17 protein-coding genes and 1 pseudogene are annotated in these 15,779 nt (G+C 66.4%); 10 read left to right on the top strand and 8 right to left on the bottom strand.

Annotated features, from left to right (window positions below; genetic code table 11):
- Positions 1-25: 25 nt before the first annotated feature.
- Positions 26-685, bottom strand: a pseudogene (locus tag NV401_RS08150) (FHIPEP family type III secretion protein); the annotation flags it as partial.
- A 96-nt stretch (positions 686-781) separates the two neighbouring features.
- On the opposite strand from NV401_RS08150, the gene NV401_RS08145 reads away from it, so the two are divergent.
- Positions 782-1,534, top strand: a complete 753-nt coding sequence (locus NV401_RS08145; protein WP_315369138.1) for a flagellin — start codon at positions 782-784, stop codon at positions 1,532-1,534.
- 112 nt (positions 1,535-1,646) lie between these two features.
- A complete protein-coding gene (locus tag NV401_RS08140; RefSeq protein ID WP_261293896.1) occupies positions 1,647-3,653 on the top strand; it encodes a methyl-accepting chemotaxis protein in 2,007 nt (668 codons plus the stop codon).
- A gap of 89 nt (positions 3,654-3,742) precedes the next feature.
- Here the strand turns inward: NV401_RS08140 and NV401_RS08135 are convergent, their stop codons facing one another.
- A complete protein-coding gene (locus NV401_RS08135) occupies positions 3,743-5,488 on the bottom strand; it encodes an endoglucanase (protein WP_261293895.1) in 1,746 nt (581 codons plus the stop codon).
- Entirely contained in the window at positions 5,485-5,706 is a 222-nt protein-coding gene (locus NV401_RS08130) for a hypothetical protein (protein WP_261293894.1), read from the bottom strand. Before NV401_RS08130 ends, NV401_RS08135 begins: the two co-directional genes overlap by 4 nt.
- Positions 5,707-5,789: 83 nt before the next feature.
- Here NV401_RS08130 and NV401_RS08125 point away from each other — a divergent pair, with 83 nt between their 5' ends.
- A complete protein-coding gene (locus NV401_RS08125) occupies positions 5,790-6,176 on the top strand; it encodes a hypothetical protein (RefSeq protein WP_261293893.1) in 387 nt (128 codons plus the stop codon).
- On the opposite strand, the gene NV401_RS08120 is transcribed toward NV401_RS08125, so the two are convergent.
- From NV401_RS08120 to NV401_RS08100, 5 genes are all read right to left on the bottom strand, one after another.
- Positions 6,177-6,818: a hypothetical protein gene (locus NV401_RS08120; protein ID WP_261293892.1), complete on the bottom strand. Its 642-nt coding sequence runs from the start codon at positions 6,816-6,818 to the stop codon at positions 6,177-6,179.
- A gap of 89 nt (positions 6,819-6,907) precedes the next feature.
- Entirely contained in the window at positions 6,908-7,420 is a 513-nt protein-coding gene (locus NV401_RS08115; protein ID WP_261293891.1) for a MotE family protein, read from the bottom strand.
- 17 nt (positions 7,421-7,437) lie between these two features.
- Positions 7,438-7,779, bottom strand: a complete 342-nt coding sequence (locus tag NV401_RS08110) for a DUF6468 domain-containing protein (protein WP_261293890.1) — start codon at positions 7,777-7,779, stop codon at positions 7,438-7,440.
- Entirely contained in the window at positions 7,776-8,792 is a 1,017-nt protein-coding gene (gene fliM / locus NV401_RS08105) for a flagellar motor switch protein FliM (RefSeq protein ID WP_261293889.1), read from the bottom strand. Before fliM ends, NV401_RS08110 begins: the two co-directional genes overlap by 4 nt.
- Positions 8,789-9,295 carry a flagellar basal body-associated FliL family protein gene (locus NV401_RS08100; RefSeq protein ID WP_261293888.1) on the bottom strand — a complete coding sequence of 169 codons (507 nt, stop codon included), beginning with the start codon at positions 9,293-9,295 and terminating at the stop codon, positions 8,789-8,791. The genes fliM and NV401_RS08100 overlap by 4 nt, the downstream gene beginning before the upstream one ends.
- A gap of 118 nt (positions 9,296-9,413) precedes the next feature.
- Here NV401_RS08100 and NV401_RS08095 point away from each other — a divergent pair, with 118 nt between their 5' ends.
- From NV401_RS08095 to NV401_RS08065, 7 genes are all read left to right on the top strand, one after another.
- On the top strand, positions 9,414-10,154 hold the full coding sequence (locus NV401_RS08095; RefSeq protein ID WP_261293887.1) for a flagellar hook-basal body protein: 741 nt from the start codon (positions 9,414-9,416) through the stop codon (positions 10,152-10,154).
- Between the two features lie 21 nt (positions 10,155-10,175).
- Complete coding sequence (flgG, locus tag NV401_RS08090; RefSeq protein ID WP_261293886.1) at positions 10,176-10,958, top strand: flagellar basal-body rod protein FlgG; 783 nt, start codon at positions 10,176-10,178, stop codon at positions 10,956-10,958.
- Entirely contained in the window at positions 10,955-11,419 is a 465-nt protein-coding gene (gene flgA, locus NV401_RS08085; protein WP_261293885.1) for a flagellar basal body P-ring formation chaperone FlgA, read from the top strand. The genes flgG and flgA overlap by 4 nt, the downstream gene beginning before the upstream one ends.
- A gap of 16 nt (positions 11,420-11,435) precedes the next feature.
- Positions 11,436-12,191, top strand: a complete 756-nt coding sequence (flgH, locus tag NV401_RS08080; protein WP_261293884.1) for a flagellar basal body L-ring protein FlgH — start codon at positions 11,436-11,438, stop codon at positions 12,189-12,191.
- 114 nt (positions 12,192-12,305) lie between these two features.
- Entirely contained in the window at positions 12,306-14,117 is a 1,812-nt protein-coding gene (locus NV401_RS08075) for a methyl-accepting chemotaxis protein (RefSeq protein ID WP_261293883.1), read from the top strand.
- Between the two features lie 204 nt (positions 14,118-14,321).
- Positions 14,322-15,140, top strand: a complete 819-nt coding sequence (locus tag NV401_RS08070; RefSeq protein WP_261293882.1) for a flagellin — start codon at positions 14,322-14,324, stop codon at positions 15,138-15,140.
- A 159-nt stretch (positions 15,141-15,299) separates the two neighbouring features.
- The gene (locus tag NV401_RS08065; RefSeq protein WP_261293881.1) at positions 15,300-15,689 is read left to right on the top strand and encodes a hypothetical protein; all 390 of its coding nucleotides are present in this window, start codon (positions 15,300-15,302) and stop codon (positions 15,687-15,689) included.
- Positions 15,690-15,779: the final 90 nt, after the last annotated feature.

Genomic DNA, 15,779 nt, shown 5'->3' with positions numbered 1-15,779 from the left:
TGATCGCCGTCGGACGCCACCCGCATCATCCGACGCTGCCGAGCGCGCGGATGCGCGCGCGGGCGTGGATTTCGTTCTGCGACAGGACCACGGTCGCCGGCCGCACCCGCTCGATCACCGAGCGCACGAAGGGGCGGATCGACGGGCTGGTCAGCAGGCAGGGAATTTCACCGTCGCTGGCCAGGCGATCATAGGTCTCGCGCACCGCGGCGATGAAGCCCTGCAATGCCGTCGGCGCCATGGCCAGCTGCCGCTCGTCGCCATTGCCGACGATACTGTCGGCAAAGGTCTCGTCCCATTCGGGGGACAGGGTGACGATCGGGATCGCGCCTTCGCGACTTTGCTGCGCGGAAATCTGCCGGGCCAGCCGGGCGCGGATATGCTCGGTCATCTGCGTCAGATTGGCGGTGACCGGAGCCGCCTCCGCGATCCCCTCGAGAATGGTCGGGATATCGCGGATCGAGACGCCCTCGGTGAGCAGGTTCTGCAGGATGCGCTGCACCCCGGAGATCGAGATGCGCGCCGGGACGAGTTCGGCGACCAGCTTTGCCGAATCGGGATGGATCTCGCCGAGCAGCTTCTGCACCTCGGTATAGCTGAGCATATCGGCGATATTGTCCTTGACCAGTTCGGTCAGGTGCGTGGTGATGATCGTGCCGGCATCGACGACGGTGACGCGATACAGCGCAATCAGGCGCGCCTTGCGGTCACCCAGAAGCAACTCGCGACAGGCAGCAAGGGGTCCGACTTCGCGGCGCTGGGCAGCGACGCGATCCGCACCTTGTCGGCGCGGTCGCTGCTGGCGCGACAGGAGGCGCAGGCCGTCGTGGCGACGCGGCTGGGAACGACACTGTCGCTGTACGATGCGGCGATCGGCGGCGTCGAAACCGTCGGCAGCGATCTTGGCCAAAGCCTGGTCGACGCGATCGGCACGGGGGAGGGGGCGGGTCTGCAGGAAGCGATCGAGAATGGCTTCGCGCAATTCGCCGCGCATCTCAACAGCGAGGAAGCGGGTGTGCCGTTGTTCGGCGGTGGCCAGTCGGAGCGGCCGTTCGCGCCCAGGAAGCTCGCCGATCTCTCCGCCGATCCCGCGGACGATTTCAGCAACGGTGCGGCACGCGCGACGGCGCGCGTCGGCGAGCATCTCGATCTGACCTATGGCGTGGCGGCCGGCGAACTCGGCACGGCCATAGCGCGGGTGTTCAAGACCCTGTCGGACGCCGGCCCGTTCGGCGCCACCGTCACAACCGCGCAACGCGATACGTTGCGCGCGGCAAAGGCGGAACTCGACACGGCCATGATTGGCGTGCGGGGGATCAATGCCGAGAATGGCCGGCGCCAGGCTGATGCCGAAACACTGGCGACGCGCGCGGATCAGCGCGCGCTGCTGCTCAAGGACGTGATCGGGCGCGCGGAAGATGCCGATCTCGGCGAGGTCGCGACGAACCTCGCGCAGCAGAAAGCGATGCTGCAGGCGAGCTATTCGGTGTTCGGACAATTGAGCGGGTTGAGCCTGATCGACTATCTGCGCTGACCCGGCGAAATACGCCGCGTCCGTGATCGGACGGCAGGTGGGCCGACTATAGATACTTTATCTTCCGTGGCGCCGCTGCCGTGTGCCCGGGCTCATCAAGAGAGTGATGTTGATGAACGCCTTTGCGAACCTCAAGATTGCCGCAAAGATTGCGGCGCTGATGCTCATGCTCGGCGCAGTAACGATGGCCTTGGTCCTCAATGGCTCCTCGCGTCTGCAGTCGGTCAGCGACGGATATGCGGATTTGGTCGAGGGGCGCGTGTCGAATGCACTGCGTCTGGCCGATGTCAGCCGACTGGCCGGTAATATCGTGTATAACGGCTACAAGACGATGGCCTATGACGGGCGCAGCAAGATTGCGGTGGATGCCGCCGAGAAAATTCAACAGGACTATGCCGAAGCGCGCAAATCGTTGCGGGAAGTCGCATCGGCCGAGCCGGCCAACGCCGCGGCGATCGCAAACATCGATACTTTGCTCGTCGACCTCGCGGACGTGACGTCGCGCGCGGCGCGGCTCGGTTTGGCGAACGACAACGAACAGGCGCGCACGACGCTTGCCCGCGCCGATCTTGTCGCGACGCGCCTGCACGACGAACTGCAGCAGTTCATCGACAGCAGCGCCCGTTCGCGCGCAGCAACCTCATCCGCATTGCGGGACGGCGCCGCATCAACCAGCCGCGGGCTGATCCTGCTCGGGCTGGCTGGGATCGCGGTCGCGATCGGCACCGGCGTATTCCTAACCCGACGCACGATCAGCGGCCCGCTGGTTGCGATCGGACAGAGCATGCGATCGCTGGCAAGCGGCAACGTCGGCATCGAGATACGCGGCAACCATCGTCGCGACGAAGTCGGCTCTATGGCCACGGCGCTCGAGGTGCTGCGCGGAAACGCCGAACAGCAGGCGCGGGACGTTGAGATCAAGCGCCAAGCGGAGGCCGATCTCAAAATGGTCATCGACACGGTGTCGTCGCATCTCGAAATGATGGCGAAGGGCGATCTCACACGGCCGATCGCGGCTGATTTCCCCGAAAGCTATGCGGGGCTCAAACGCTATTACAATGGCGCCTTGTCGAGTTTGCGCGAATTGATCGGTGCAGTGTCGGAAAGCAGCCGTTCGATCGCTGCGGGATCGCGCGAGATCGAGCAGGCGTCCGAAGACCTAGCGCGGCGCACCGAGGCCAGTGCAGCGTCGCTCGAAGAAACCTCCGCTGCCGTCACTCAGATCAACGACCGGCTGCGCAAGGGCGCCGACGATTCGCAGCGGACGGTTGAGCGTGCCGATCAGGCGATCGCGACGGTCGGCAGCGGTCGCGGTACCGCAGGGGAGGCGGTGCAGGCGATGCACCGCGTCGCCGACAGCGCCAAGGGCATCGACAGCGTCATCGAAGGGCTCGACAAGATCGCGTTCCAGACCCGCGTGCTGGCAATGAACGCGGCCGTCGAAGCGGGCCGGGCGGGCGAGTCCGGCCGCGGCTTCGCGGTCGTCGCCGATCTGGTCGGCCAGTTGGCAATGCGTTCTGAAGAAGAGGCGCGGCACGCGCGCGAGCAGCTCACGACGACGCAGAATGACGTCGGCCTGGCGGTCGAGGCGGTGCAGAAGGTCGACAATGCCCTGGTCGCGATCTCGCGCGACGTGACCGTGGTCCACGAATTGCTGGGCGCCATGTCGACCGACAATGTCGCCCAGGCGGCGGCGATCGAGCAGATATCGAGCGCGATCCAGAACATGGACCAGGCGACGCAGCAGAATGCCGCGATGGTCGAGGAAGCATCCGCTGCGGCTCGCAACCTGAATGGCGAAGTGACCGTCCTGACGCACAAGACGTCGGCCTTCGTGATCGATCAGGGGGCGCGTGCCGCACCGCCGGCCTTGGCGGCCCCTGGGAAGGCCAGTGTTTCGGCGCCGGGTCATGGTGGCCATAACGGGGCCGTCCGGCCGGCAGCGCTCCGCAACAGCCAGACGGTGTCGGCGGCCGCCCCCGCCGCCCCCGTCGCCGCCACTCAGGCCACCCGATCGATCGCGACGACCGCGCAAGGATATCTGTCTCCAGTCAAGCCGTTGCCGGCTGCGGCATTGCCCGCGTTGGTGCGCTCGACGGACGACTGGGACGAGTTCTGATTCTCCCCCCGAACTCGCGCCCGGCCGCGCCCCGTCCACGAAAGTGGGCGGGGCATTTTGCTGTCAGCGTCCTATTGCCGTGATCAGGATCATCCGCCGACCGCGACAAGCGACAACGCGTCGGGATTAGCCGCAGTAAGCCGCGAAAAGGCCTTGTCGACCTTGGCTGCGTCAAGCGCATCCACCGGATCGGTCAGCAGCGCGAACGCGTCGCGGCTCGGTAGCGGGGCAAAGGCGCTGGCATAGCGGCGTCGCAGCACCGTGACGCCGGCGGCGTCGCCGATGTTCGTGAGGGCGACCAGCTGCCGTAGCACCATGGCCTGACCCGTCGCGTCCAGTCGTCGCGGATCCGGCAGCTGGCGCCGCGCGACGCGTGCAAATGCCGGCCAGTCGCGCTTCTGCCACAGCAGTTCCGCTTGCAGTGCCGCAGTGTCGGGCACGTCGTCCAGAATCGCCAGCGCCTCATTCGCCTTGCCAAGGCGGAACAGCGCAATGGCTTCGATCTGGCGGCGCTGCACCTGGATCGGTTGCGGAAAGACGGTCGGCGCCCCGCGCCGCAGCACGCGTAGCGCGGCCTCGGGATCGTCGGCGCGCAGGTACAGATGGGCGACCCGAACCGACAGCGGGCCGGTGGCTGCGTCCAAGGGGCGCCGGTCGAGCACCGTGCGCATCAATTCGGCGGCGCGGCCGTACAGGCCCGCCGCCGTCAGTCGCTCGGCCAGCGCGGCGGTCAGCGCCTCGCCCTCGGCACCACCAGGCAGCAGATCGCGATAATCCCAGAATGTGCCGGCAATGTCATCGACTGACGATCTGGCGTCGCCCGAGACGACGGCGCGCAATTGTTGTTGAAGGCGCGACAGCGTCGGCGCGGTCTGCGCGCCCAGGTCGAAATAGCGGAACAGGGTTGCGCCCGCCGCCAGCGCGGCGCGCGTGTCCCCACGACGTTCGGCGAGCCGCCACCGCAGATCCAGCGCCTCTCGCTCGATCGCATCGCCCCGCCAGCGTCGCAACAACTGATCCAGCGCCGCCGTGGCCGCGGCGGGCGGGGCGGCTGGCCCCGCCGCACGCTGGGCGATAAGCGCCAGCTGCGCGGCGGCGCGCACGTCGGGCGTGCCGCTGCGCGACGCGCGGTCGAGTAACAGGGTGCCGGCGCGGATATCGCCGGCGGCCAGCAACGCGCGGCCGCGCCGCAAATTTGCGGCGGGATCACGATCATCGAGCGCGCCGAGCAGATCGATGGCGAGTCGTGGCCTGTCCGACACGACGGCCGCATCGGCAAAGGTCAGCAGAAACGGCGCCTGATCGGGCACGGTGCGCGCGGCGATCGCCGGCAGCGCACATTTCAGTAATCCCCGTGCGCCGGCCATGTCCCCAGTCGCCACCATGGCGCGGGCCCGCCACGCGCAGGCTTCCGGATGGCCGAGAAGCGATGGACTTCCGAGCGCGCTCAGCGCCTCGCTTGGACGATCCAGCGCCGCCAGGGCAATGCCGTGTGCCAGCTGCCACGCTGCCACAAGCGGCAAATCGGCGTCGTCACGCGCCATCGTGTCGAGCACACCAAGGGCATCGGCGAACTGCCGATCGGCCAGCAGCGTCTGGGCGAGCGCCCATCGCGCGGATTGGCGATTGGCCGCGGTCGACTGCGCGATCGCCGCCCAGGCGGCCGAGCGATCGGTCCGCGGCCATGCCCCACGCATCGCCGGCAGATCACGGTCGGCCAATGTCGCCGCGAACGGGGCAAGGCGCGACGACGGGGCCGGCTGGATGGTCGGCGGCGCGGCGGCAACCAAGGCCATGGCGAGGGCAAGAAGAGACGCGCGGCGCGGGACGGTCATCGGTTCAGCACCGCTTCGGCGATGCCACCCAGCACACAGGCGAGGAGAAAGAGCGCTGCGGCCGCGACCTTCGCGATGCCGCTCCGAGCGGCAGACGTCGACAGGTCGGCGGGCATCGCGGCGCCATTGTCTGTATGCCGGCGTTCGACGGTAGGAACGGCGGCCGGCGCGGTGGCGGCGACGACGCGGACACGCGCGGGTTTTTGATCGTGGTTCATGCTAAGCGTCCGGAATCATGGATCACGTTCTATTATAGCTCGGTAGCGCCGAGGCGGTTCGCGTGGCGCAATCGGAGTTGTCGATGCGCCCCCGCTTTCGCCTGACCGCGCTCGCCGCAGCGGCATCGATCCTTACAGCCAACACGGCGCCCGGCGGCGAGAGTGAGCCCGCGGCGGTGCTGCCGCTCGACGCACTACGCGTCCCGGTGCTCGATGCCGGACGCCTGGAGGGTACGTTGCTGGTCCAGGCCGATCTCGAGCTCGGTGCGAGCAGCGACGCATCCCGCGTTCCGGCCTATCGCGCGGCGTTGCTGTCGGCCGCACTGGAGTTTGCGCGATTGCGGGTCTCGCCGAATGCGCCGGTCGATGTTCAGCTGCTGTCGGAGGCGCTGACCATGTCGGTGCGATCCGTCGACCCCCAAATCCGTCATGTGCTGATCGTCGAGGTTACGGCGCGCTCCGTCCGCTGATCAACCGCCGGGGGTTTTGCAGGTGGCTTCGACATCCCGCAAGATCTCGTCGAGGTCCCTGACCAGGGCGTCATTCCCGACGCTCAATGCGTCGCGGATGAGGTCGATGATCCGGTCGATCGACGCATGACCGGCGCGATAGACATGGCGGGGTCGGCTCAATTCTCGCGAGACGACGGTCAACGCGCGGTCAAGATGCGGCCGCGCATCCTGCAGGAAAGCACGGCGCGGACGCATGTCGGCGACGAAGATGGCGCCGATCGGCACCGGGTAGGCCAGCGTGATCGGGAGCGCGCAAAAGGCACGTACAGCGGGATGACAGCGCACGGCTCGGTGCGTGTCATAAGCGGGATGCGCTGACAGATCGTCGAAGTTGACCGGCTGGGCGTGCATCACGGCATCGCTCCAGAACACGCGCAGATCGCCGGCCTGCTCGGCTGCCAGCCCAATCATGGACAGGCTATGCGCCACGGTCCGGTCGAGCATCGCGACGCCCGCATAGGGTGCGTCGAGCGTCGCGGCGAGATCGCCGATCGCGCAGTCGATCACCGGATCGTTCGCTACGTGCAGCGCGCCCGACGCGAACAGGAACGCCTGCCGGATGACATTGCGGCCATGCGCGCGGTCGTTTCTCAACGCCACGCTTCACGCTCCCGATGCGTCGCGGGAAACCCTGCGGTGCGCACGGGCGATGGCATGAGCACCGTCGTGTTACCCAAGCGGGGCAAAGCTCATCTCGCTGCCCCCGCGGGCAAGAGCGGCGTTCCCGCGCCATCGCCGCGCGCCATCGCCATCGACAGGCGGGTTGCGGCCTTGGGTGTCATCGCGGCCATGATCATGCCGGTCGACCGGCCGCGCATTTGCCGTGCGACCCGCACCTGAACGTCGAGATCAAGCTGCTCGAACACCAACGCGGCTTTGGCAGGCTTCATTGCCTGATAGATACCGGCAAGCTCGGCGAACTGCGGGGGCGGGGTTTCGGCGGGCGCTCGCCCGTCCGGGCCGGCGCGTGCGGCCGGCGCGCGCGCGTCCAGCGCGGCCTTCACACGCGCTTCTGCGGCACGGACCGCCTGTTCACGCAGATCCAGCGCCTGGCGTCGCGTACTGGCCGTGCGATCGCGCTCGGCTATGTCGCGTTCGATCGACACGCCCAGCCGGCTCTTGGCGCCGGGGGCGGGCGGCGCGGCGGCCTCGACGGTGTTGGCGACGGCGGTGACGGCGGCCGTGGCGGCGGTCAGGATCAACAGCGATGGTGCGCGCATCATGCCACCGCGCACTCTTTGCCGGCGGCGGTTCGCGCCGAGGATGCCGCGATCAGTCGATCGGCCGCCCCATCGGCGAGCTCGACCATCAAGCGCAGTTCGTCGAGCACTTCGCGCCCGCGCTCGGTCGTCTCAGCGTGGCTGGTGCATCGCTCGAGCGTACCCTTCAGCTCGGACAGGACGATTCGCGCCTGCACCGTCGATTGGTCGAGTGCCGCGACGACGTGCCCGAGATCTCCGCGGCGGACCGCGTCGAGCGAACGTTTGACGCGCAACATCTGGACGATGACGGCAACGCACAATGCTGTGGTCACCAGATCGGCGATTGTCGAAAAAGTCATGAACGGCTCTCCATGGCGAGGTCGGTGATCATCCTGACCGCGATGTTGTTCGATCGCTGACCGATTTGTCCCTGCGCCAGCGGCACGCCACCCGAGGTCAGCAGGACGGGATCGTCGGGGCTGCGATGGAGTGAGATGGTCTGGCCGACCGCAAGGCCGGTGACGGTGGCGAGGGGCAGCAGGCGTTCCCCGAGCACGGCCTCGATCGTGACCTCGGTCTCGCGGATCTGCGCGGCCATGTGCGCCTCCCACATGCCGTCGCGTCCCAATTTCTCGCCCATGAAGCGTTGGCTGAGGATATGCCGGACCGGCTCGATCGTCGCATAGGGGAGCAGGATCGAAAATCGACCGCCGCGTTCCTCCATATCGACGCGGAAGCTCGCCACGGCACAGATGTTCGACGAACCGGCAATGCTGGCGAAACGCGGGCTGGTCTCGATCCGCTCGAGTGCAACGGTCGTCGGCGTAATCGGGGTCAGCGCGGCACCCATATCGGCCAGGACCTGGCGCAGCATGCGCGCGATCAGATCGCTTTCGATCGTGGTGAAGCCGCGCCCATCGATCATCATCGGCTCGCCGCCGCGGCGGCCCCCGAGCAGGGCATCCACTACTGCGTAAATCAACCCGGACTCCACCGTGACGAGACCGTAATTCTCCCATTCCTCGACGCGGAACACGCCGATCATCGCGGGCAGCGCGACGTGGTTGAGAAAGTCGCCGAAGCGGACCGAGGTCACGTCTTCCAGACTGACATCGATCGCGTCGGAAGTCAGATTGCGCATGGACGTGGCAAACAGCCGCACCATCCGGTCGAACACCACTTCGAGCATGGGAAGCCGTTCATGGCTGATCACATCGGATTCGATGACGGCGCGCAAACCATGTTTGGGCTCGATCGGCGCATCGAGATCGCCGAACAGCGCATCGATCCCGGCCTGATCGAAATTGCCGTCGCCACCCACCGCTGCAAGCGGGGGATCGGGCAGTGCGAAATCGTCGAAATCGTCGCTCATTGCTGGATCAGATCCTGGATGAGCACGTCCTTGACCTGATCGGCGCCCAGGGTGGTGGTGGCACGAACCAACAATTCCTCCTTGATACGATACACCGCCGCCGAACCTGCCAGATCGTCCGGGCGAAGCTCGCGGAGCACCGACTGATAGGCATCGAGCAACAACGGCAGCCGCTGGGTGAGCTTTTCCGGCGTGGCCTTGGGGCCGGGGACCAGCACCAGATGGATCTTCAGAAAGCGCGCGCCGCCGTCTGGCGTGCGCAGGTTCACCACCATCGGCGGTACGTCGACGAAGCTTTCTCCGCCCCCCTCCGCCTCCTCCCCGTGCGCCGGCGCCTGTTCCGCGGTAGCCTCAGCCTTGTCGTTCGAACCGCCGAGCATCGCCCAGCCGCCGCCGGCGGCGAGCAGCACGGCGGCGGCGGCGCCGACGATGATCAGGCGCTTCTTCTTGGCTGGTGCGGCAGCGGTCGGCGTGCCGGCGGCATCGTGTTCCGGGTCGCTCATTGGTCGATCTCCCCGCCGCGCGGCGACCGCTGCGGCAATTCCGTCCTATTATAGAGGGGCCGATGGGCAGTTTTTGCCTAGCCGGAAATTGATGCGGTTTTTTTGAGGAACGGCACGCTTGGACATCTCATCCTATGTTTTGCTGAGCCACGAGCAGGCGCTGCAGCGCCGCCTGGACGTCGCGTCGAACAACATGGCGAACCTGTCGACCGCCGGTTTCAAGCGCGAGGATCCGGTGTTCCGGGAATTTGTCGAGCGAACCGGCGACGCGGCGGCACCGATCCAGACGACGTCACTGGTGCTCGATCAGGGGGCGGTGCACGACACCTCGCCAGGCGCCTTCCTGACGACGGGAAATCCGCTCGACGTCATGATCGATGGGGCAGGATATCTCGCCGTCGACACGCCCGATGGCAATGTGGCCTATACCCGCGCCGGCTATCTCAAGATCGGCGAGGACGGATCGGTGGTAACCGCCGGCGGCCTCAAGGTTCGCGGGGAAGGCGGCCGGCCGATAACGGTGCCGGCCGACCAGATCGGCCAGCTGGCGATCAGTGCGGACGGCACGATCAGCGGCCCCGGCGGTGCCTTGGGCCGCGTTGCGGTAACCATGTTCGACGACGAACGCGGCGTGGATCCGCGCGGTGACGGCCTGTTCAACGCGACCGGCGGACGCGAGCTCGCCGCCACGCAGACGCGCCTGCGCAGCGGCGGGGTCGAGGGATCGAACGTCCAGCCGATCATGGAGACGACGAATATGGTCGAGATACTGCGCGCCTATCAGACCAGCATGCGCATGTCCGAAGCGCTGGGCGACATGCGCAAATCCGCCATCGAGAAACTCGGCCGGTTCGGCTGATCGCGCTTACGGGAGAGAAACATGCGCTCATTATCGATCGCCGGCACGGGCATGCTGGCACAACAGACCAATGTCGATGTCATTTCGAACAACATCGCCAACATGAACACCACGGCGTTCAAGCGTCAGCGCGCCGAGTTCCAGGATCTGCTGTATCAGCAGGTGTCGCGCCCGGGCGCAGCGTCTTCGGCCGACAATCGCGTGCCGACCGGCATCCAGATCGGCGCCGGCGTGAAGACCGGCGGGGTCTATCGCATCGCCACCCAGGGCACGCTGACGCAGACCGACAATCGCTACGACCTGGCCATTCAGGGGCGCGGCTATTTCCCGGTCACGCTGCCCTCCGGCGAGACGGCCTATACCAGAGACGGTTCGTTTCAGCTGTCGGATCAAGGCGAACTGGTCACCGCCGATGGCCTGGTGGTGCAGCCCGGCATCACGGTTCCGCCCGAAGCGATCGACGTCTTGGTATCCAAGACCGGTGAGGTGCAGGTGAAGCTCGCCGGCCAGCCCGCGCCGCAAACCATCGGGCAGCTCCAACTGGCCACGTTCGTCAACGAAGCCGGGCTCGAGGCGCAGGGGGGCAACCTGTTCCTGCAAAGCGGATCATCGGGCGAACCGACGCTGGCCAATCCCGGCGAGCCTGGCTTCGGCAGTGTCGCGCAAGGCTTTATCGAGGCGTCGAACGTCAATCCGGTATCGGAGATCACCGCGCTGATCACCGCGCAGCGGGCGTATGAAATGAATAGCCGCGTGGTGAAGACTGCCGACGAAATGCTTGCCACCACGAGTCAGATGCGATGACCCGTCGCCTCGCCCTGATCGCTGCCACGGTGTTTGCAGGATCCGTGCAGGCGCAGCTCGCGCCGCCGGGTGCGGCGCCGCCAACGCAGGAGGTCTTCGTGCTGGCGCGCCCGATATTGCGTGGCGAGCCATTGTCCGCCGGCGACTTCGCGATCGAGACCCGCCAGATCGCACAGGCCCGCGGCGCGCTGTCGGCCAGCGATATCGTGGGGAAAGAGGCGCTACGGTCGCTTTCGCCGGGCAACGTGGTGCGCATCACCGATGTCGCGCCGCTGCGCCTGGTGCACCGCGGCGACGCCGTGACGATTGCCTATCGCAACCGGGGATTGCTGATCACCACGGCGGGACGGGCGCTGGGCGATGGCGGTTCGGGCGAGGCGCTGCGGGCCGTCGTGAGCGAGACCAACCGCACCGTCGACGGCGTCGTCGCGGCCAGCGGATTGGTGCTGGTCGGCCGCTGATTTCGGGAGAGTGACCATGAAATTCATCGCGTCCCTGGCTGGGATGGTACTGCTGCTATCCGGCTGCGGCGTCGTCGGGCGGCTCGAGAACGTCGGCAAGGCACCCAAGCTGTCGCCCGCCGATCCGGGCGATGCGCCGACGATCGAAGCATCGTTGGGCCAGTCGGGCGCGAGCTTGCGTCGCGACGCCGTGCCGGCTGGTCCGGACGGCACCGCACCGGCGGCCAGCGCATCGCTGTTCCGCGTCGGTGCGGCGGCCTTCCTGGGCGACCAGCGCGCCGCGCGGGTCGGCGACATCCTCACCATCCGCATCAACATCGCCGACAAGGCCGAAGTCGGAAACACGACATCGCGCAACCGATCGGGCTCGGAAAATGCCGGCATCGGTGCGCTGCTCGGGCTCGACAAGCTGTTGCCCAAGAGCATCGATCCGACCAATCTCGCCAGTACCAACTCCAAGTCGCAGTCGTCCGGCGGCGGCAATATCAGCCGGTCGGAAACGATCAGCATGACGATGTCCGCTATCGTCACGGCGGTGCTGCCAAATGGCAATCTGATGGTTCGCGGGCGACAGGAAGTACGCGTCAATTACGAGTTGCGCGAGCTGATCGTCACCGGGATCGTTCGCCCGCAGGACATCGCGCGGGACAATTCGATCCGCCATTCGCAGATCGCCGAAGCACGGATCAGTTATGGCGGACGCGGGCAGCTGTCCGACGCGCAGCAGGCGCGCTGGGGGCAGCAGATTTACGACGCTTTATTCCCCTTCTGAAGGATATGCCGGTTCTTCACAGACGGACGCAGCAGCGGATTGTAACGCTGCAGCGTCCGCCGCCCGCCGCCCGCTGCTACTATGGTCAGGATGAGATTCAGTCAGGAAACGCCGATGTCGATTAAACGGTTGGTCAGGCTAGGAAGCGCTGCTCTTCTAGGGCTGTTGCTGGCAGGCGTGCTGATTGCATCGGTCAGCGTCAATGCGATCCGCATCGGCGGGCCGGCGCAACGCCAGCTTCAGCAATCGTCGGATCTGGTGGCCGACATCCTGCCGCCACCCGCTTATGTCATCGAGGCCTATCTCGAGGCGACGCAGCTCGTTTCCCTGCCGCAGGATGGCGCGGCGCGGATCGCGCGGCTGCAGCTGCTGCGGCGCCAGTATGACGAGCGACACGAATATTGGACGCGGGCTGATCTTCCATCGGAAATCAAGCGGCGCATGATCGTGGACAGCTATCGCCCCGCAGAGGATTTCTGGCGTGCTGTCGACACCGGTTTGATCCCCGCAGTGCGCCGCAACGACGCGACCGACGCCCGCGCGGCCTATGCGCTCATATCCGACGCCTATACGCGGCATCGTCGCGAAATCGACGCGTTGGTCCTGGCCGCGCAACGGAATCAGGCGGCCCTCATCCAGGATGCCGATACGACGCTGACCCGGACGATCATTCTGCTTGTCGTGCTGGGGTTATGCGTGATCGCCGGCACCGCGACCGCTTCCATCATGCTCATCCGTCGGGTCATTACGCCGCTCGGTGATGTTGCCGAAGTCACCACGCAGCTCGCGGCAGGCGCGCGTCTGCCCGTGCCCTATGCCGATCGCACCGACGAGGTCGGCGCGCTATCTCTTGCGGTTGCGCAATTTCGCGATGCCACGCAACGCCGTGCCGAGGCGGATGCGCAGCTGGCCGCCGAAACAGGCACGATCACCCGGACGCTGGCCGATATGCTCGTCAAGATGGCGAGCGGCGATCTGCGTCGGCAACTGGCGATCGACTTTCCCGGAGAATATGCGGTTGTCGGGAAGAACATGAACCAGGCGATCGGCACGCTGCGCAAGATGGTGCAGACCGTCGTCGCGCGCGCCGACGCGATCCGCATGGCGGCGGATGAGATCGCCGTAGCCTCGCAGGATCTGGCGGTGCGCACGCAATCCAACGCCGCCGCACTGGAGCAGACGTCCGCCGCCCTTGTCACCGTCGATGCGCGTATCGAAGCCACACAGACCGCGGCGCACCAGACCGCGGAATCGGCGGCGCGCGCGCGCACCGCCGTCGATCGGGGATCGGCCAAGGCACAGTCCGCGGCGGCCGCGATGGTCGCGGTGCGCGACAGCGCCAATACCGTGTCGGGGGTGATGGATGCGCTCGACAAGATTGCGTTTCAGACCCGCGTACTGGCGATGAATGCCGCCATCGAAGCGGGTAGCGCCGGCGAGGCGGGACACGGCTTTGCGGTCGTCGCCGACCTGGTTTCCCAGCTTGCCTATCGCGCCGAGCAGGAAGCGCAGACAGCACGGGCACAATTGACGGCGACCGCCGATCACATCCAGCACGCCGTCAGTGAGGTCGAGGCCGTCGAACAGGATTTTGCCGCCATCGTCGACGATGTCGGCGCGGTAGACCAATTGCTGACGCTGCTGACGCGCGAAAGCAGCGCCCAGGCCGAGGCGATCCGACAGATAGCCGATGCGGTGCGGCAGATCGACATGACCACGCAGCAGAATGCCGCGATGGTCGAACAGACGTCCGCGGCGGCGCAGGGCCTGTTGCGCGAGACGCGCGAGATGGTCGATCAGGCCAATACCTTCGAATGGGATCGGCGCGAGGTCGATCTGCCCGTGGCGATCGATCGTCGCCAGACGTCGCGCTCGGCACCTGCTGCGGCGCGGGGCACTACGACGCCCCTGCTCCAGTTCGCGTAATCGATCGTTTGCTGCACACGCGTCCGGCCGCGCGCGACACGCACCGGAGCGGGCAGCGTTAACGATCATTCTTGTCACGTCGCGACCGGATGGTGCGTGTGACGTCCACAATAGAGGGCGAGCCGCGAACTGCGGACCGTCGGCGGGGCGCCGGATCGACCCCCGGTCGCAGAAGCGACCGCCATTTCCAGAAGGGACAATGATATGGGCTTTTCCGTGAACACCAATGTCGGCGCAATGGCGGCTCTCCAGAGCCTCAACGCGACCAACAAGAGCCTGGCCACCACCCAGAATCGCATCAACACCGGCATGAACGTCGCCACGACCAAAGACGATTCGGCCGCCTTCACGATCGCACAGACGCTTCGCGGCGACCTGGGCGGGCTGAAGTCGGTGGGCTCGTCGCTCAGCCGCGCCAAAAGCGCGACCGATGTGGCGGTGGCCGGTGCGGAGCAGATCTCGGACCTCGTCAACCAGATGAAGGCAAATGCGACGGCTGCGTCGGACGAGGGGCTGGACGCTGACAGCCGGACCGCCATGGGCAAGGATTTCGATGCCCTGAAGGAGCAGATCAACACGATCATCGATTCTTCGGAATTCAACGGGACCAACTTGCTCAAGGCTGCCGGTGGCGACGTGAAGGCGCTGCAGTCGACCGATACGGCGGCTACGACGCTGGACGTGGACAACCAGGATTTCACGGCGATCGTGACGGCAATCGGTGCGACATTCACCGACGCCGCCACGGCGAAGACGATGGTCGATACGCTCGACACGCAGGCGGCTGCGATCAACGGCAAGCTCAGCACCCTGGGTGCGGCGTCGCGCAAGATCGATGGCCAGGCCTCGTTTGTCAGCAAGCTGTCCGACGTGATCGAAAGCGGGATCGGCAATCTCGTCGATGCCGATCTGGCCAAGGAATCGGCACGTCTCCAGGCGCTGCAGGTCAAGCAGCAGCTGGGCGTACAGGCACTGTCGATCGCCAATCAGGCGCCGCAGACCATCACCTCGCTGTTCCGTTAAACTTCTCCTCGCCGATCCATCCCCCCCGACGGGATCGGCGACAGGGGGCGGGCGGCTGGACGGGTATCCCGTTCAGCCGCCCGTTTTCGTATCACCAGCATCCCGCCACTTACGCCGCATCTGCGTCCGAAGTGGCTGTGAAATCTCTAGAATGTCGGCATGCGCCACGATATTTTCTCCCGTTCCCGCGAAATCATCGACGCGTTCGGGTTACGACTTCAGCTCAGGGCCGAACGTCATCCGGGCGCGATGTCCGTAACCTTTGCCCGGCCCGATCTCTCGGGTCGGCCGCACCTGACGCTCGATCAATATGGCGCGGACGTTCTGGCGGGCTTCGTCATGTCGGCACGGCTGGCGGGCAAGGGCGACCTGCCGGATGAGCGTCTGGCCGGCCCGCACGGCATCGTCCTGCGCCTGGTGCGCGACCCGGTCTCTGCGATCCTGGTCGAAAAACCCTCCGGTCCAGCATTGGCGATCCCGTCTGGCCTGTGGGACCGGCTGTTCGCCGAGCTCTGCATCATCCTGGCGCATGGACGCTCGATGCGGTGATCGGGCCGGGCGGCTACGCACAACTACTATAGGGAAAACTCGATATTTCCGTGCGCGCGGTGGCGGCGCAATGAAATCCGTCACGGTCTG

Origin of the sequence: Sphingomonas hylomeconis (assembly GCF_025370105.1) — a bacterium.
GTDB classification, from domain to species: domain Bacteria; phylum Pseudomonadota; class Alphaproteobacteria; order Sphingomonadales; family Sphingomonadaceae; genus Sphingomonas; species Sphingomonas hylomeconis.
The sequence above is the reverse complement of the archived record's forward strand: the minus strand, read 5'-3'. Positions and strand labels throughout refer to the sequence as shown.